The sequence below is a fragment of the Tessaracoccus sp. OS52 genome (genome assembly GCF_020687685.1).
Lineage (GTDB): Bacteria > Actinomycetota > Actinomycetes > Propionibacteriales > Propionibacteriaceae > Arachnia.
This window is the reverse complement of record NZ_JAJEWM010000001.1, coordinates 743,178-760,796: the sequence shown is the minus strand read 5'-3', so window position 1 is coordinate 760,796 and position 17,619 is coordinate 743,178. Positions and strand designations below refer to the sequence as shown.

The following is a 17,619-nucleotide window of genomic DNA, read 5'->3' as shown; positions in this document are numbered from 1 at the left end:
CTGAGGCGTTTATGCTGATCAGCGGCGGATTGGTAGGTTCACTGCTATGGACCCGGTCACGCTTGCACGGTGGCAGTTCGGCATCACCACCGTGTATCACTACTTGTTCGTCCCGATCACCATCGCGCTGGCGATGATCGTGGCCGTCATCCAGACTGTCTGGGTGCGCACGGGCCACGACAAGTACCTGCAGTTGACAAAGTTCTTCGGCAAGTTGTTCCTCATCAACTTCGCTCTGGGGGTTGTGACCGGCATTGTGCAGGAGTTCCAGTTCGGCATGAACTGGTCGGAGTACTCGCGATTCGTCGGGGACGTCTTCGGCGCCCCGCTGGCGTTGGAGGCGCTGCTCGCGTTCTTCCTGGAGTCGACCTTCTTGGGGCTGTGGATCTTCGGCTGGGACAAGTTGCCCAGGCTGGTCCACCTCGCCTCGATCTACATGGTGGCGTTCGGGACGGTGCTTTCGGCGGTGTTCATCCTGGCCGCGAACTCTTGGATGCAGAACCCGGTCGGGGCCAGGTTCCGAAACGGCCGCGCCGAGATCGACGGCATCGACGGCTTCCTTCAGGTGCTGACGAATCCGGTGTTCCTGGTGACGTTCCCGCACGTCAACTTCGCCGCCTACATGGTCGGCGGGGCTGTGGTGGCAGGCGTCAGCGGCTGGCACCTCGCCAGGCTCAGCGGGCTCGGCACCGAGGCGTCGGCCGACGAGATCTCGGTCTTCCGTTTCGGTGTCAAGCTCGGCGCCTGGATCCTCATCGGCGCCTCCGCCCTGACCGCGCTGACCGGCGACTTCCAGTCCAAGGTGATGATCCAGGTCCAGCCGATGAAGATGGCGGCGGCAGAGGGGCTCTACGACACCGAAACCAATGCCGGGTTCTCCGTGCTGACCATCGGCAACCTCGATGGCACGGAGGAAGTGTGGGCCCTCAAGATCCCCGGCCTGCTGTCATTCATGTCCGGCCACGAGACCGTCAAGGGCATCAACGACCTGCGCGCAGACTTCGCCGAGGAGGGCTTCAAACGCTTCGACGGGAGCCGAACCACCCTCCAATCCGAGTTCGCAGAGGAGTTGGCCGCCAACTACCCCCAAATCGACCCGACACCGAACATCTTCCTGTCCTACTGGACGTTCCGGCTGATGATCACCTTGGGCATGCTGGGCGCCGTCGTGGGTGCGTTCCTGTTGTTTGTCGTACGCAGGGACCGGTTGCCGACGCCGAGCAAGTGGTGGACCGGCCTGATGTTGGCGATGCCGCTCTTGCCGATGCTCGGCAACTCCTTCGGCTGGATCTTCACGGAGATGGGCCGCCAACCGTGGGTGGTGGCTGGAGTCCTGCCCACCGCAGCCGGTATCTCACCAACCGTCAGCGTCGCCGAAGTGTGGACGTCGATGATCGTCTACACGCTGCTCTACGGGGCTCTGGCCGTCATCGAGGTGTGGTTGTTCCTCAAGTTCAGCCGGCTCGGGTTGCCCGACGTCACGGCGCCCGCCCCCCGCCCCGATGATGATCTCGACGCCCCCGCCACGTTCGCCTACTGACAAGGGTCCAGAACTTCCATGATGTTCCTTGAAACAGTCCCCGCACTCACTTCCGTCTGGTTCGCCCTGATCGCAGTCCTGTGGATCGGGTTCTTCTTCCTCGAAGGATTCGACTTCGGCGTCGCCATGCTCATGCCCGTCATCGGTCGCTCCGAGAAGGAACGACGCCTGATGATCAACACCATCGGCCCGGTGTGGGATGGCAACGAGGTTTGGCTCATCACCGCCGGCGGTGCCATGTTCGCGGCGTTCCCGGGGTGGTACGCCACCACCTTCTCGGCCCTCTACTTGCCGCTGCTGCTGGTGCTGGTCGGATTGATCCTCCGGGGCGTCGCGTTCGAGTACCGGCAAAAGGTCTCCGACCCTCGTTGGAAGACGATGATGGACACCTTCGCGATCGTCGGTTCCTTCCTGCCAGCGTTGGTGTTCGGGATCGGGTTCGCGAACTTCGTGGTCGGTCTGCCCAACGACGGGCTGCTGTGGGACGGCACCCTCCTGACCGTCTTCAACCCGTTCGGCCTCCTCGGCGGACTCATGCTCGTGCTCGTGTGCCTGAACCACGGCGCGACGTTCCTCACGCTCAAGACCCGCGGCTCGGTACGCGACAAGGCCCGCCTGGTCGCCGGCCGCGTCGGCTGGGTCACAGCCGCTGTGGTGACCGCGTTCGTGGTGCTCCAAAACACCTTCTGGCCCGCGCACAGCGAGTTCGGCCACTTCGGGTCGCTCGGGTGGATCACGGCGGTCGTCGCGATTGTCGCCACCGCCGCCTCGGTGACCCTCACCCGCGTCCGCCGGGAGGGCTGGGCGTTCCTGCTGGGCGGGCTCGGCATCATCGCGATCTTCAGCGGCATCTTCCTGCGGATGTACGGCAACCTGGGATTCGCCCAGGACACCACCGTCCCTGCGGGCGAACGGCTCAACATCCTCACTGCGGCATCGTCGGAGACCACGCTGGTGATCATGACGTGGGCAACGGTGATCTTCCTGCCGCTCGTGCTGGCCTACCAAGCCTGGACCTACTGGGTGTTCAGGAAACGGATCAGCACCAAGAACATCCCCGACGAGGTCCACCTCGAAGCTGCCGCCTGACCCGTGGCCGGCCCCATCCATCCGCGCCTGCTGCGACGTGCCCGCGCCACCAGGAACTACCTGGTGGCTTCTATCGTCGTCGGCATCCTCACCGCCGGTCTGTTGATCGGGCAGGCCTTGTTGCTCTCGCGGAGCATCGTCACGGTGTTCACTGCTGGGGCTTTCCCCAACGACTGGCCCCAGATGCTGACCGGGCTCGGGGCCATTTTCGTGGCCCGCGGGGCCCTGGTTTGGGTGAACTCGGTGCTGGCGCACCGCTCCGCCGCCGCTGTGAAGTCGCAACTGCGCCGCGAAGTAGTGGCCGCCCGGGCGTCCCGTCCACTTTCGACACGGGTGTCGTCGGCCACCCTCGTGCACGTAGCCACCACCGGACTTGACGCCCTGGACGGCTACTTCTCCAAGTACCTGCCGCAGCTCGGGCTGGCAGCAACGGTGCCGTTCCTCATCGGAGGTGCGATCCTCCTCACGGACTGGCCCTCGGCAATCATCGTCGCCTTCACCCTGCCGCTCATCCCCATCTTCATGGTCCTGATCGGGTGGACCACCGAGGCCGCGACCAGACGGAGCTTCGCCGTCGCCGAACGGCTGGGCAACCACTTCGCCGACCTGATCCAGGGGCTGCCCACGCTGCAGGCATTCGCACGCGCCCGTGCGCAACGCGTCGGCGTTGACCTGAACGAGTCGAATTACCGCGACGCCACCATGCGGGTGCTATACGTGTCGTTCCTGTCCGCCCTGGCGCTGGAACTGCTGGCCTCGCTGTCGGTGGCGGTGGTGGCCGTCACCGTCGGGTTCCGGCTCGTCTACGGTGACGTCGGGTTCGAAGCCGCGCTTTTCGTACTCATCCTGGCACCAGAGGCCTTCCTCCCGGTGCGGCAAGTGGGGGTCCACTTCCACGACTCAGCCGACGGTGTCGCCGCCGCTGACCGGGCGTTCACCATCATCGAGGAGGCCACCACGGCCGCCGGCTCGGACCGAGTCGCGGACCTGCGGGATGAGGTGATCACGCTGGAGGACGTCGACTTCACCCACGACGGTGCTCCCGCCCCGATACTGGACGGGTTCAGCCTGCGGCTTGCCCCCGGCGAGGTCGTGGCGCTGACCGGCCGCTCGGGCGCAGGCAAGTCGACGGTCCTGGGACTGCTCATGGGGTTCCTGGTCCCGGACCGCGGGCGGGTGCTGCTCGGCGGACAGGACCTTGCCTCCAGCGATCCTGCTCAGTGGCGCCGCAGCGTGGCCTGGGTGGCGCAGGAGCCGGGCCTCGTGCACGGCAGCGTCGCCGCCAACGTCCTGCTCGGGGACCCTGCTGCCGGCCCGGACGCGGTCGCCGAGGCGCTACGCCGCGCCGGAGCCGACTTCGCACCGGACAAGCCCGTCGGAGACGATGGGGAGGGACTCTCGGGCGGCGAACGGCGGCGGGTGGCCGTGGCGCGGGCGCTGCTGCGCATCGAAGCCGGCGGGACGCGGCTGCTGGTGCTCGACGAACCGACTGCCGGGCTGGACTCCCACACCGAGTCCGCCATCATCGACGCCGTGCGCGCCACCGGTGTGGGCGCCCTCATCGTGACCCACCGCCCGCAAGTGCTGGCGCGTGTGGACCGCGTCGTGGAACTCGAACCGGTCGGCGCCGAGGCAGGCGCGTCGTGATGGCACGTCCGCTGTCCACGTCCCGGCTGTGGCGCCTACTGCGCGACCTGATCGACGCAGTCCCCGGTGGCCGGATGCGGTTCCTGCTGGCCACGCTACTGGCCGCGCTGGCGTCGGCTTCGTCGGTGGCGCTCTTGGGCACCTCAGCGTTCCTCATCAGCTTCGCCGCGCTCACACCCCCTGTGCTGTTCCTTCAGGCCCCCGCTGTGCTGGTGCGGGCGTTCGGCATCTCCCGGGGTGTCTTGCGCTACCTCGAGCGGGTCGTGGGCCACGACATCGCCCTGCGGATGCAGTCCACCCTCAGGCTACGGATTTACGACAAGCTCGCGTCCACCACGTTGATCGGACGCCGCCGCGGCGACCTGCTGACCCGCATCGTCGCCGACGTCGCGGCAATCCAGGACCTTGTGGTGCGGGTGGTGATCCCCGTGCTGGCTGCTGCACTGGTGCTACTCGGCACCACCGTGATGCTGGCCTTCTTCGACCTCGGCTCGGCAGCCGTGCTGCTGCTCACTGCCATCCTCGGCGGCCTCATAGTTCCCTGGATCGCGCAGCGCGCCTCCCAACGCGTCGACCTGGCAGCCGTCCCCACCCGTGGCAGGCTCGCCGACAATGTGCGCGAGTTCTCCCGCACCGCCCCCGATCTGGTTGCCTACGGCGCAACCGACGCGGCACTGACCCAACTGCTGGACATCGACGACGAGCTACGTCGGCAGGAGTCCCACGGCGCCTGGGTACGGGGCATCGCGACCGGAGCACAGGTGGTGGCCGCCGGGATCGCCGTGGTGGCAGCCCTGGTGCTCGGCGGCTCCGCCGTGGTGGCCGGCACGATGGATCCCAGACTGCTGGGGGTGCTGGCCCTGACCCCACTGGCGCTCCACGAAGTGCTGGGCACCTTCACCCAGTCCGCACAGACCTACACCCGAGCCTGGGCAGCCCTGCAACGCGTCGCCGATACTCTGGACGCCGATCCCGTCGGTGCCGGCGACGTCACACTCGCCAACCGATCGGAACCCGGGCTGCTGCTCGACGACGTCACCGTCGGCTGGCCCGGCGGCAGCACCGTGCAGACCCGGCTGAACCTGCAGGTTCTCCCCGGGGAGCGGGTGGCGCTGGTCGGGCCGTCAGGGGTAGGCAAGACCACTGTCGCAGCCACCGTGATGGGACTGATCCCGCCGCTCGCTGGCACCATCCACCGCGGTGGCCGGGTCGGTTACCTGGCCCAGGATGCCCACATCTTCGCCACCTCCATCGCCGAGAACGTGCGGATCGGCAACAAGGAAGCCAGCAACGATGAGGTGCTGACGGCCCTGGCCCGCGCCGGTCTGGACCTCTCCCCGGACCACGTCGTAGGCGAGGGCGGCCACAACCTGTCCGGCGGTGAACGGCGCCGCCTCGCCTTCGCCCGTGTCATCGCAGCCGAGCGCGACCTACTCGTTCTCGACGAGCCCACCGAACATCTGGACCGCGCCACCGCCATCGCCCTCGTCGACGACATCCTCGCCACCACGCGCCATGACGCCGTGCTCGTACTGACCCACGACCAAGAACTGATCGCCCGCTGCAATCGTCAAGTCCGCCTTCGAAGCCCAGCGCCTGTCGCCCGGAGCGCACCATCGCCCGTCCGCCCCTGGCAGGGCAATCCGGTCTCACGGCGGCAGGTCACCTAGCGACCAAGCCGGCCCGGACGGGAATCCGGAAAGTGACTGACACCGTGGGTCAGGTGAAATGCCACCGGGGCCTTGCCATGTGGTGCCGTGCACGTGGGCGGGTCGGGGCTGGCCACGTCAGGCGGTCTTGAGGTAGTCCGCGCCAAGGAGGATTTCGACGGCCCTGGCGCTGGGATCGACCGGGTCTCCGCTGGTTCTCTCACCGAGTGCATCGGCGAGAAGTTCGTGCGCAGCGTGACTGTTGCCCTCCTGGACCATGATGCCGGCTAGGTCCAGGGCGGCGGTCTCCGACTCGGGACACACGCTCAGCGCTGTTTGGGCTGCCTGTCGGGCTGCCGTGGGGTTCCCGGCGTGGAGGTGGTGGGTGACGAGGGTGTGGGCGACGTCCCCGACAGCGGCGACCATGTGGTGGTCGATGCGGTCGCCCTGGGCGAGCCATGCCCAGCCGGTGGGTCGGAGTTGTTCGAATGGTCTTCCGGTTACAAGTCGGAGTGCGGTTTCGAGGTCCGGAATGCCTGCGGGACCGCGGGCGTGGGCTCGGGTCCGCAAGCGGCGGAACAGGTCGGCATCAATCAGGAGGTCATCGACGAGATAGAGCCCAACTCCTCTGGTGATTGCTTGAGGGGATGCCTTGGCGTCAGGGATGAGCGGCTTCCCAGTGGCGGGGTTGATGCCGACCCATTGCCGCAGGTTCGATATGACCGTGCGGGCGCGTTCTGGGGTGATGCTGAAGGCGTCGACGAGTTCGTCGTTGGTGACGCCATTGGGGTGGGCGGCGAGGTAGGACAACACTTCGGTGTAGTAGGCCTTCGACTTGGTAGGCGGCCTACCGTGGCAGCGGGCCTTGACCGGCCCCAGCCATGTGAGGCGGGGACGGGAGCAGCGGTCGGAGAACCAGTCCTCGACGTCCCGGTCGAGGTCCGGGTCACGCTCCATGATCTTCTCGGTGACCTTCGGGCTGGTGCGGGGCGCCAGAAGCTGCAGGTCAGTGGCGGTGACCGGGGCGGCGGCGATGAAATCCTCATCGGGAGCTGGCAGGACTGAGTTGCTGCTGCCGCTGGCGCTTGCTCCCCTGGGGACGGTGACTTCGGGTAACAGGTTGCCTGTCTTGTCGGTGAGGTCGTCGGCGGGCGGGACGGGCTCTCCAGGGGAGATCTCCTCTGCCGCGACGGCGAGGAGCGCGGCGCAGCCGGCTGCTTCATCGACTGTGAGCCCGACGGCCACCAGGTCGAACCCAAGTCCGGTGACTCGCCCGGACGACGTGACAACGAGGTCTGCGCCTTGCTCGACACATTGAAGGAGCGCCGCTCCGCTGCATCCGGCGTGGTCATCGATGAGCCGTCGGAACTCGTCGGCGGGGACGGTTTCGCTGCTGATCACGAGAATCGCTGGCCACGCTTCGTCTTCGAGCTGGTGCAGGCGGCCGGAAGCGGCGTCGGTGCCGGTGCGTGTGGCGCGATTCACGTTGTCTGCGGCCAGTCGCGTCACGCGGTCGGGTGTGGTGGTGAACCGCTCGGGTGCCATGGGGACGGTTTCGGTGGCGATGCCAAGGCAGGCGACTTGAACGTCGCCGGCCCAGGGGTTGACTGCCAGTTCTGCTGCGATGTATCGGAGTAAGTCGTCTCGCATCAGCGGGTCCCCGCCGATGGTGATCAGGCCGACGGTTTCGAGGTTCAGTAGCCAGGCTCCGTCGGAATCGTCGGCGCCGATGGTCACCAGCAGCGGGTACGGGGCGGGCTTGTCGGGGTTGAGCGGGCCGACGTCGGCGGGGGCTGCTTCTGTGGGGAGTTGCCATCCTTCAGGGACTGGCAGCCACGGTTCCTGCAGTTCACTGCTGGTGTGGAGGGTGATCGTGCCGTCGCGGGCGACGCAAACTGCTGTCACGGCCGGTGGGGCGGGGTGGGTGGCTGCGAGGCGGCGCAGGGTTGAGTCGAGGTGCGCGAGCCGGTCGGCTGTCAATCCGGCTGCTACGGTGGCGGTCATTTCGATGGGTGCGGTCACCGGGTCGGGCACGGCAATCGTGAGGCCGGGCTGGCGCTGCCGGAACTGGTCGCGTCGTTGGCGGGACAGCACCGCCAGTACCCCTGCTCCGAGGAACGCCCCGGCACCGAGCAGGCCAGCGACGTGCCAACCCGGAGCCGTGGGTGACTCAGCCACTTCCTGGAGCTCGTCACCTGGTGGCATGGTCGCCGCGGTGGGCCTGGCGGTCGGCACATTGGTCGGTGTGGACGGTGTGGCTGCCGGCGTTGGTGGCGGCGTTGCTGGCGATTCCGGTTCAGGCGTTTCCGGCCGGATGGTCTCCTCGCTGCCGGCGTCGGCCGGGTGCCCCGGAGGTGCTGGGACAGGCTGTACGACACCGTCGGGTTGCGGCGCGACGGCCGCGGGGATGGTGAGGACCCAGCCAGGGTGGATGATGTCGGGATCGGTGAGGACGTGCCCGTCTACTTGCTGGATGCCCTCGTTCGCGTCGAAGATCTCAGGCCAGCGGGCACCGTCGTGCAGGTGCCGCTCGGCCAGGTCCCAGAGCGTGTCCCCCGGGCCCACAATCACCCTCCACTCCCCTGCATCCCCGGCGCCGCCCACGGCAGTGGACTTTGCCGACGGTGGGATGGCCAGTTTCCAGCCTTCGTTGAGCAGGTCAGGGTCGGTGAGGGTGTTTCCGTCGAGTTGTGGGCGGCCGCGGTTGGCTTCGAAGATCTCGGGCCACCTGCCTCCGTGGCCGAGGTGTTCCGCTGCGTACTCCCACAGGGTGTCGCCAGGATTGACGGTGACTTCGACCGTGTCGGCCTTGTGGGCGGGCGCGACTGTCACCGCCGTTGGCTCACCCCCAGGATCTGCGGCAGCTGCGGGGGCGGCTCCGCTCACGGCAATGGGTGCGGCCACGAATAGCATCGCCGCGGTGACCACCATTTGGCGGACGAGACCTTGGGGCACGGAAAGCGCCCGGAGACGTGGGGCTTCTAGGCCGCGGACGGCGGCGATGATCTCGACGCAGATCAGCCAGCTCAGCGCCAGCCACGCGATCCAGCTGACGGTCCACAAGAACACCAGCATCAGCCGGCCGTCATCGGGAGAGATCAGCGCCACCTGAAGTCTGTCCCAGGTCGGGAAGAAGCCGGGCTTCAGCGCGAGCTGAAGCAGCACTACCGGGACTCCCGCCAGGATTCCCAGGATCGCGAGGCAGGCGGCCAACCCCTTGAGTCTGGATGCCATGGTCAGCTCTCCTCCCCGTCGATCACGGGCGTCACCGCGGCGGCGCCGTCGCCGCGCAGCGGCAGCGAGTCGACCCCGATGATGCCCAGGAACTGGGTGCGGTAGCTGCCGCTGACGCTGACCCGGATGACACCCGCGTCAACGGTGGCCGATCCGGTGAAGTCGGAGGCGGCAACATATGCAGTCGCGGCGCGGGTGGCTGCATACACATCCGGTCGGGGCCTTGTGCCGGGGCGGGTTTCGAGAAACTGCCCCCCGGCACGCGCCGCCTCCGCCGCGACGGCACGGACGTGTTGCTCCGCGGCGGCATGGCCGGCGAAGTCGACCCCCAACCCGACGCACACGACGAACCCAACCATCGCCACGCTCACCCACACGCTGATCGCGCCACGATCACCCTCGGAACGTGTCATGGCTCCCCCTCCCGCCTTCGGCAAGTCCCGACCTTGCAGTGCCGACATGCCATCAGTTGCTCCGGTAGGTGTCGACAGGGGAAGAGCGGGTGGCCGTCACCGAGCTGGTGTTCGGGAACCCCGGCAGCGTGACATCGTGCTGGACGAGGCACTGGACAGTCACCGACACCGCCGCCGGTGTCCCCGGCGCAGAGTTGACGGCCGCTGCGTCCACCGAAACCGTCCGGCTGGAACAGCTGATGCTCGACTCACGTAGCGCCGTCGTGACCGTTGACGTCGCAGCCGCCGTGGCCTCTGCGGTGCTGCGTTCGATGGAGGCGGCGCGGGCGGCGCTGGCCGCTGCGGAACCCACAGCCTGTTCAGCCAACGCGTCGCGTCCAAGCACGATCACCAACCCAACAATAAGGAACAGCACGGGCAACAGGATCGCTGCCTCAACCCCCACCATGCTGCCCCGCTCACAACGATCCCGTCGCACCGCCGCCCTGGTCCCAGTCATCGTTGCCTCACTGGGATGTTGACCACTTGGATTTCGGCGATGGAGAGCTGCTCCGAGGCGGTGAGCTGCATAGGGATCGTTCCGGACTGGCCGATGCCGACCCAGTTGATCTCCCAGTATGCGGTGGCCGAGAGGGTGTAGTGCCCGTCACTGGAGTAGAGGTAACCGCAGTCCGGCGAAGCCGGGTCGTCTTCTGTGCTCGCTGGGTACGGGGTGCCGCCGCCGCAGTTCACGCTGTCACCGTTACCCATATCCCACACCACCTCAACGACGCTGGCGGTTGCAGTGACGGTGAAGCCTCGCTCAGTCACAGACCGGGTAATCGGACCGAACGTCGAGGCAGACGGCCCATCCACCCACATCCACACATTCCGGCCGACCACACCCAACGACATTGGAGACCGATCCACCGTGTGCGGGAACGAACCGATCCTAATAGCTGAGAGGTTCATACGGGAGATCGCTGCCTGGGCCAGCACCCCGGGGTCTGGCGGTGGCGGTTCGTCGCGCTCCGCCAAGTAGTACGTTTCCAAACCACTCTGGCGCGTGCACTGCATCAAGACCCACTCCTCGGCCAGTGCCGGATCCACCGGGATGGCGTTCTGGTTGGGAGAGACCCTGCTGTAGCAGCCGCGTTCACCGTTCCACGAGCCGAGCTGCGAGCTGCATGGGATGACGGCGCCTGTCTGGGAGTTACAGGTACGAGATTCACTCCGGTCACCCGCAGAAGGGCGGTCTCCTCCGCTTGGGTTTTCCGGGCATCGGAGTGTTTGAATGACTTCCCCAGCTAGGTCGGTGTACCGAACGAGAACGCCACCCTCGCATGCGTACGCCGGGGTTGAAAGCACCGTGCCCGACAGACATAGCGCCATGCACGCCATGAGAAGGAGCCTCAGCCGAATGTTCACGGGCATGCCTCGATGGGCGTAGACGCGATGGTGCTGATAAGCCATGACTGGTTCTCGTTGATGACATTCAGGTGCAGCAGGTTCACAGGCGTGCGGTCCTCCGAGAGGACGGATTCTCCGGTGTCTTTGCTCACGATGTCGGTTCCGGTGGCATCGGTGCAGACTTCGACCTGAACGGTCTCGCCTCCTTCGTCCTGAACTGCGTGTCCGATCGTCAAGATCGTCGATTCAACCGGTGCCGTCATCTCCGCGTTGAGTTCGCGGTACTTCTCAACCGATGCGATGGTCAGCAGTTGCGCGTCACCCGTCGTAATGCTCGAGATCGCTGTCAGGTCCTTTAGCGTGCTGTCCATAAGGAACTCATTCTGGAGTTGATAGAACTCCTGGACGACGTCCCTGGCGGCGGTCTGTGCCTCGTCGAGGGAGGGCGACGGGGCTGACGTGGTGGGCGTGGGCGTTTGCGACTCGGACGGGGTTGGCTCAGGGGGGCTCGGGGACGCCGACGACGGGATCGCCGTGGTGGCCTCCGTGGCTGTCGGTGTTGGTGCGGGGTTGTCGTTGGTGCAGGCTGTGAGTCCACCGAGCGCCAGTGCGAGGGTGATGAGTGTTGTGGTGGTGGGTTTCATGGCGCTCCTGGGTGGTTTCAGGATTGGGTGAGGCGTTCGGTGGGTGCTTGGGCGGACTTGGTGATGGTGGGTGTGTAGCCGGGGATGATGCTGAGCGCTGTGCCGGTGACGGTGGCTGCTGTCTGTGTGGGGCCTCGGTTGATGGTGGTGGTGACGGCGGTGAGTGATCCGTTGTTGGCGGCTGCTGCGGCGGCTGCTTGGCCTGCTGCGGCGGTGGAGTGGCGTGCTGCGGCGAGCCGGGCGCCGTCTTGGGCGGCTGCGAGTGCGGTGGCGTCGGCCCACGTGATCATGGCCCATTGCAGCGTGGCCAGGAACGCTGCGAAGACCAAGGGGAACAGGAGCGTCAGTTGGACGCTGCTGCTCATGCCCCTTTCGTCAGCCGGGGAGATTGGCCTGAACATATCCGGTGATGGCTGCGACGATGAGGCTGGCGATGAGGACTGCGCCGGCGAGCAGGATGGCGTTCTCGGTGGACTGGGACAGCCCGCGCTCATCTCCCCTCCCGGCGGGGGTAAGGGCGGTGGTGAGGGTGCCGATGATGAGGTTGAGGATGGACATGGCGGTGTCTGCCTTTCGCTGCTAGAGCATCATCCGCAGGAATGCGGGGGTGATGAGGGTGACGGCCAACACGAGGACGAGGAGGCCGACGGGGATGGCGATGCGTTCGCCAGCTTGGTTCGCTCGGGCGATGTGGCTGTTGAGGAGGGCGTTGCGCATGCTGGCGCCGCGGGCGCGGAGCGAGTTGTAAACCTGGGTGCCGGCACCCGCCAGACGCATGATGTCTGCGAGGTCGACCAGATCGGTGAGGTTCAGTTCCTTGCCGAGGTCGGCCAGGGCGTCCCAGGGGTTGCGGCCGGTGTACTGGGTCCGTTTGAGGGTGGTAGAGATCCGTTTGAATGCCCAGGAGTCGCCGACGTCGGCTGCCCGCTGCAGGGCTTGCGGGACCCCGGATCCCGACAGGCGCTCCAGGGCGACCATCTCCACGAAGGCGCCGAGCGCGTGGGAGAACTCTGCTCGTGCCTCCCGGGCCTTGTCCTTGACTTCCGAGCCTGGAAGCGTCCACATCACGGCGGCAAGGGCGAGGGATCCCAGAACCGGAACCGCGAACGGTAGTTGGAAGCTGGCAAGGGCGGCCAGGACTGTGATGAGCGGGCCGATGACGAGCCCGATGGCGCCGGTGATGATCCTGGCTCCGTGGAGGGAGGCGCGGCTGCGTTGGAGGATCGCCAAGTCGGCCTCTGCGGGTGCGCCCCAGGTGATGGCGGGGAGGTGCTTCAAGGCCCAGGCTCCGATGCGGGTTTCGATGTCGGGTCCGCCGTCGTCGGTGTTTGGGGTGGCGGTGTCGACGGTGATGGGGCTTAGGCGGTTCAGGGCGTCGCCGAGGTGGGTCGGTGCCGGGACCAGGCGCATCAGTGCGAGCGTGATGCCGGCGGCGAACAGGGCGCCGGAGGCGATGGCGAGTTGGAGTCCGGTGATCATCACTGCCCCCGCGGTTGGGTGGTGGTGCCGAGGAAGCGTGGGATGGGTTGTTCCTTGGTCATGTGGGCCATCCATCCCAGGACCGCGAGATAGGCCGCCAGATACGTGGTGAGCAGTAGCTGCCCGAATGGTGTGCTGTAGGGGGCGATGTAGTCGCCGGTCACCACCAGGCCAAGGAGCAGGGTGGTGGTGATGAGGGTGATCATGCCGGCGGCGGTGCGGGGTTTCTGCTGCTCGGTCTCGACCTCCCGGCGGGCCCTGACCTCCTGGTCGACCGATGCGGCGATGTCCTGCATCACCGCGGCCAGACCCGGGCCGCGGCGCTCGGAGGCGAGCAGCAGGGTCGCCACGAACAGGTCCGCCGTGGCGTCGTCGAAGTCGTCGGCGAACGCGCACAGCGCCCGCTCGATCTCCCAATTCGCCCGAATCCTGGCCGCGAGTTTCGCGACCTCTGGCTCGATCGCCTGCGGCGCGGACAGCGCGGCCTGCAGGATGGCCTGCTCGATACCGCGACCTGCCTCAAGCACCCCGGCGATACCGCGGGCGAACTCCGCCAGCGCATCCAGCCGTGCGGTACGCGGCCGTGCCCGACGCGTGACCACCCGCCGCACCAACACGAGAACAGCCGGCAGGATCACGACCGCGACCAGCCACCCCGTGACCAGCGCGATCACCACTCCCCCGCCGACCCCCAGCACGATCATGGTCCGGGAATCGGCACTGAACCGCGGCCGCCGGATCCTAGGCCGGGGTTCGGGCGCGGGTTGGAACGCCCACATCGCAGCGACGACGCCCGCGGCGACGAGGGCGCCCGAGATGGTTGCCACGAGGGTCATGCGACTGCGCCCCGTTCCGCGTTGAACGCGTCGAGGTCGAATCCCCAGCGGGTGAGGTCCTGCAGCCGGGCGGGCAGCTGGTGCGCCACCGCATGGCGTTGCCCGGGCGGGGTGCTGAAGACAGTGGTGGCGGCGTAGCCCTTTGCCTGTTCGCCCGGTTCGACGGCGATGATCTCTGATACCCAGCGGTGTTTGCGCCACGTCCCCTCAGGCATGGGGATGGTGTCGACTTGGAGTTGGATGATGATGTCGATGTCCTCGGCGATGACGTTGAGTGCGTACTCGCGGGTTATGTTCGCTCCGGCTTGGGTGGCGCAGGTGACGAGTTTGCGGATCGCCCCCTCAGCGGAGCGGGCGTGGGTGGTCGACATCGACCCGCTGCCCGATTGCATGCACTTGAACATCGTCACCACCTCGTCGCCGCGGACCTCCCCGACGATGGTGTAGGCTAGGTTCGCCCGCAGTGAGTCCTCCAAGGCGTCACGGACCGTGTACTCCCCCGCCTTGCGGCCGGTCGGTCCGATCTCCCCGGACCCGGGGTTGGCCTGCCACTCGTGCACCACCTGGTGGCGGCCGGTGTCCTTCAGGAACAGCTCGAACTCGGTTTCGATCGTCCCGATCTGGACATGCGCCGGCAGCTCGTGCGCCAGCGCCCGCAACATCGTGGTCTTGCCCGTGCCCTGGTCACCCGAGACCACCAAAGACATCCGCCCCTTCACCGCCGCCGAAAGGAAACTCGCCGCGACCGGCGACATCGACCCAAGGGCGACCAGGTCGGAAAGGCCTGCGTGGGCGAGCCGGTTGCGGCGGATGATGACAGTCGGGCGGGATGTCACCCAGGCGGCGGCGAACAGCCTGGCCCGGCCAGGCAGGGCGAGGTGGAGTTTGGAGTCGGTCTCGCTGAACTGCCGCGGCCGGGGCTGGTGGGAGGCGACAAACTGGAGGTAGCGGATCAGGTCCTCGTCGGAGTCCGCGACCGGGTCACCGGGGACGAGGCTGCCGTCGGCGCGCTCGAGCAGGACGTTGTCGTGGCCGGAGATGATGATGTTCTCCAACCCATCGTCATCCAGGTAGGGCTGCAATCGGCCGAGCCCGAACACCGAATCGAACAAGGCTGCGGCCAGCCGGGTCTGCTGCTGCAGCGTCCACGTTTCCTGACCGTTGCTGGTGGCCGCCCGGGACTCCCTGGAGAGCACCTCCGAGATGACCTCCCGCCCGACCGCTTCCCGATCCACATCACCGGTGAGATCACGCTGGGCGAGTTCGTCGGAGACCTGCTCCCGCAACGAGTCCACCAGCCCCCAGTCCACCGGTCCGGTGACGGTCCGAGACACCCGAGGACGCAACTCCTGCCGACCCGTGGGTGCGGGCGGTGGCTGCGCGGCCACGGGCGGGGCGGGCTCTGGGTTCATAGAGAATGTGCCTCTGCGCCGGCCGGGCAGTTCGGTGCGGAACAGGGGTAGCGCGGCCAAGTCGGCAGCATCCATCGTCTGGTCAGACATTGAGTTCCTCCCGCCGCTGCTCCGCGCGCCACTGCAGGCCCTGCGCCACAGTTCGAAACTGCTGCCGCAGCAGCTGCCGAGGCCGCCCCAACATTCCCTTGCCCTCCAGGGTTCCGTGGCTCAGGACCGTCGCCTCCCGTGGTTCCCAAGGCAGCTCCACCTCCACCGGCAGCTTCAGCGCATTCCCGATCGCAGCGGCGCTGTAGCAGCTGGGCCGTCCGGCGCCGATCACCGCGGCCGCCGCCGGTACCTGCGTTGGCAACTCGGTCATCGCCGCCACCGCAGCGACGCTCACCAAGTCGGCGCGCATCACCACCAGCACCTGGTCGGCCACCTTCAACAACGGGACCGCAGAACAAGCATGGCCGATGCGGCCGTAGTCGATGATCACATCCACCCCGAGTGTCTGCAGGCCTCTGAGTTCGTATGCCAGCGCTGGCCACAAACCGCTTATGGAGGCTGCCTGCGCTGCGCCGGCAGGGCCGGGGATGAAGTCGACCAACTCCCCCATCCTGAGCACCGACTCGGTCAACAGTTCCGGCAGCCGGCCCTGGCGCTGCGCCACCCACAAGTCCACCAACGTGCCCGGGTTGGCCACCCCACCCCGGTAGTGCCCGGCCAGGATCGCAGATCCCCCGACCGGGTCGGCCTCCACCAGCAGCACTTGCCGTCCCCACTGCAGTGCCAACCCCACCGCAGTAGTCGTCACCCCCGGTGACCCGGAGGCAGACGCCAGCACCAGGATGGCCACAGTTCAGCGCTCCCTGCTCTCCAGCACCACCGCAGCCTTCCCCAACGCCGCCGCGGAAGCAGCCAACCCCGCCGCCTCCTGCTTCACCTGAACGCCAAGGAACAACTGCGAACTCGCCGGATCCTGCGACACCGACACCACCCGACCCGGCACCGTGAGAGCATCTCCGATGCAATCGCTGGCCGGGGCGGCGGTCTCAGCCGCGCCATCACTCACAGGTGCCGCGGCGCAGGCATAGCTCGGCTCCACCAGCACGATCCGCACCTCGTCGCCAACCAACAACTCCAACCCAGGGTGGAACCCGGGCCCCAGGGACAAACCGATGACTGTCTCCCCCGCAGGTGGCAGCAACTCATCTACGGCGACCGAACCTGGAACCAGTCCACCAGCCGCGACGTCGTGGGCAGCCCGCTTGCCCAGCAGGTCCGGGATCCGCTCCGGTGGGAGCAGCTGCAGCTGCGGGTCGGGGTTGACCTGGACAACCACAAAGTCATCGGCCGCAAGCACCTGCCCGCGTTCAATCGCGGCGCGTGCCACCACGGCCTCCACCGCTGTGCCGATCGAGAACCAAGCCAACGCCCCACCGGCCGCGCCCAGAAGCACCAGCAACACCGACGCCACGATCAGCAACGGCCGCCGCTGCGGCCGCGCCGCGACCGGCGTGAGGAGGGCGCGTTCCTGCGGTGGGTGGGTGGCCGTCGCGTTCGTCATGCCCATATCCCCTATGGCCCGCCGGAGAGTCCCTGTGGCGCAAAACAGCTTTTGCGCCGGTACACCCACAACCTGGGTGCAAATCCCAAACAAGAAGGGTGGGGATCACCGACAGCAACTCGGCCACGGTGAGCTTCTGTGCTCCCCGGTGTCCGGACTTCCCAGCCGACGGCGGTGCAGTTGTTGGAGACCCCTACCGCGGCTGCCAGTCAACCACTGACAGTCGTTGCAGAATGATAGAACCCCACAGGGTCACCCCGGGCCTGCCACCCGCTTCCGTCGGAAGTTTGTCCGGCGCCGGATGATCCCGGTCCGCTTCCTTCGTCACCACCTTGGGCGGCGGTTCATCGTGAGCCTGACCGCACTCGACTCCATCACGGCATCCAACTCGTCCAGATCCACCAGCACCCGACGTCCCATCCGGTAGCGACTGAGCGTGCCGTCACTGAAACGACGAGTGATCGTCTTCGGATGGCAGCACACATACTGAGCCGCCTCCTTCAACGTCGCCCACCGGCGCGAGCGACCCGCCGACGACCCCGGCGCCCTCATCGCCCCAACCCTCCCACAACAGGTGCAAGCAAGTGCCCGGACTGCGAAGGCCTGGAACACCCACCATTCGCGTAAGGCACCAGCCGGCGCGGTATCTCGCCGAACACCCGAACGAGGACTTGGCCGAAGCTCACCATGCCAACAAATGGCCCACCCCGCGATCAATGTGGCGCACCAAAACAG

The 17,619-nt window shown here is 67.1% G+C and carries 17 protein-coding genes; 4 read left to right on the top strand and 13 right to left on the bottom strand.

Features of this window, described 5'->3' with window-relative positions; translation table 11 throughout:
• The first annotated feature begins 46 nt into the window (after nt 1-46).
• The 4 genes from LKO27_RS03505 (at nt 47) to cydC (ending at nt 5,946) form a co-directional block, all read left to right on the top strand.
• Complete coding sequence (locus LKO27_RS03505) at nt 47-1,540, top strand: cytochrome ubiquinol oxidase subunit I (RefSeq protein WP_227735500.1); 1,494 nt, start codon at nt 47-49, stop codon at nt 1,538-1,540.
• Nucleotides 1,541-1,558: 18 nt separating this feature from the next.
• Nucleotides 1,559-2,629 carry a cytochrome d ubiquinol oxidase subunit II gene (gene cydB / locus LKO27_RS03500; RefSeq protein ID WP_227735499.1) on the top strand — a complete coding sequence of 357 codons (1,071 nt, stop codon included), beginning with the start codon at nt 1,559-1,561 and terminating at the stop codon, nt 2,627-2,629.
• A gap of 63 nt (nt 2,630-2,692) precedes the next feature.
• A complete protein-coding gene (gene cydD / locus LKO27_RS03495) occupies nt 2,693-4,276 on the top strand; it encodes a thiol reductant ABC exporter subunit CydD (protein WP_227737197.1) in 1,584 nt (527 codons plus the stop codon).
• A complete protein-coding gene (cydC, locus tag LKO27_RS03490) occupies nt 4,276-5,946 on the top strand; it encodes a thiol reductant ABC exporter subunit CydC (protein WP_227735498.1) in 1,671 nt (556 codons plus the stop codon). Before cydD ends, cydC begins: the two co-directional genes overlap by 1 nt.
• Nucleotides 5,947-6,063: 117 nt before the next feature.
• Here the strand turns inward: cydC and LKO27_RS03485 are convergent, their stop codons facing one another.
• The 13 genes from LKO27_RS03485 to LKO27_RS03425 all read right to left on the bottom strand — a co-directional run bounded on the left by LKO27_RS03485 (nt 6,064) and on the right by LKO27_RS03425 (nt 17,436).
• Nucleotides 6,064-9,159 (bottom strand): LysM peptidoglycan-binding domain-containing protein, encoded by a 3,096-nt coding sequence (locus LKO27_RS03485; RefSeq protein ID WP_227735497.1) that lies wholly within the window; start codon nt 9,157-9,159, stop codon nt 6,064-6,066.
• A gap of 2 nt (nt 9,160-9,161) precedes the next feature.
• A complete protein-coding gene (locus tag LKO27_RS03480; protein ID WP_227735496.1) occupies nt 9,162-9,572 on the bottom strand; it encodes a hypothetical protein in 411 nt (136 codons plus the stop codon).
• A gap of 52 nt (nt 9,573-9,624) precedes the next feature.
• A complete protein-coding gene (locus LKO27_RS03475; protein WP_227735495.1) occupies nt 9,625-10,020 on the bottom strand; it encodes a TadE/TadG family type IV pilus assembly protein in 396 nt (131 codons plus the stop codon).
• 47 nt (nt 10,021-10,067) lie between these two features.
• Nucleotides 10,068-10,661: a hypothetical protein gene (locus LKO27_RS03470; protein ID WP_227735494.1), complete on the bottom strand. Its 594-nt coding sequence runs from the start codon at nt 10,659-10,661 to the stop codon at nt 10,068-10,070.
• A 314-nt stretch (nt 10,662-10,975) separates the two neighbouring features.
• A complete protein-coding gene (locus LKO27_RS03465; protein WP_227735493.1) occupies nt 10,976-11,605 on the bottom strand; it encodes a hypothetical protein in 630 nt (209 codons plus the stop codon).
• 17 nt (nt 11,606-11,622) lie between these two features.
• Complete coding sequence (locus LKO27_RS03460) at nt 11,623-11,970, bottom strand: TadE/TadG family type IV pilus assembly protein (protein ID WP_227735492.1); 348 nt, start codon at nt 11,968-11,970, stop codon at nt 11,623-11,625.
• Between the two features lie 10 nt (nt 11,971-11,980).
• The gene (locus LKO27_RS03455) at nt 11,981-12,163 is read right to left on the bottom strand and encodes a hypothetical protein (RefSeq protein WP_227737277.1); all 183 of its coding nucleotides are present in this window, start codon (nt 12,161-12,163) and stop codon (nt 11,981-11,983) included.
• 21 nt (nt 12,164-12,184) lie between these two features.
• Nucleotides 12,185-13,084, bottom strand: coding sequence for a type II secretion system F family protein (locus LKO27_RS03450; protein ID WP_227735491.1), 900 nt, complete (start codon nt 13,082-13,084; stop codon nt 12,185-12,187).
• The gene (locus tag LKO27_RS03445; RefSeq protein WP_227735490.1) at nt 13,084-13,920 is read right to left on the bottom strand and encodes a type II secretion system F family protein; all 837 of its coding nucleotides are present in this window, start codon (nt 13,918-13,920) and stop codon (nt 13,084-13,086) included. The genes LKO27_RS03450 and LKO27_RS03445 overlap by 1 nt, the downstream gene beginning before the upstream one ends.
• On the bottom strand, nt 13,917-15,422 hold the full coding sequence (locus tag LKO27_RS03440; protein ID WP_227735489.1) for a CpaF family protein: 1,506 nt from the start codon (nt 15,420-15,422) through the stop codon (nt 13,917-13,919). The genes LKO27_RS03445 and LKO27_RS03440 overlap by 4 nt, the downstream gene beginning before the upstream one ends.
• Nucleotides 15,415-16,116, bottom strand: a complete 702-nt coding sequence (locus LKO27_RS03435; protein ID WP_227735488.1) for a hypothetical protein — start codon at nt 16,114-16,116, stop codon at nt 15,415-15,417. Before LKO27_RS03435 ends, LKO27_RS03440 begins: the two co-directional genes overlap by 8 nt.
• Nucleotides 16,117-16,176: 60 nt before the next feature.
• On the bottom strand, nt 16,177-16,884 hold the full coding sequence (locus LKO27_RS03430; protein ID WP_227735487.1) for an SAF domain-containing protein: 708 nt from the start codon (nt 16,882-16,884) through the stop codon (nt 16,177-16,179).
• A 324-nt stretch (nt 16,885-17,208) separates the two neighbouring features.
• Nucleotides 17,209-17,436 carry an excisionase family DNA-binding protein gene (locus tag LKO27_RS03425; RefSeq protein ID WP_227735486.1) on the bottom strand — a complete coding sequence of 76 codons (228 nt, stop codon included), beginning with the start codon at nt 17,434-17,436 and terminating at the stop codon, nt 17,209-17,211.
• Nucleotides 17,437-17,619 lie beyond the last annotated feature (183 nt).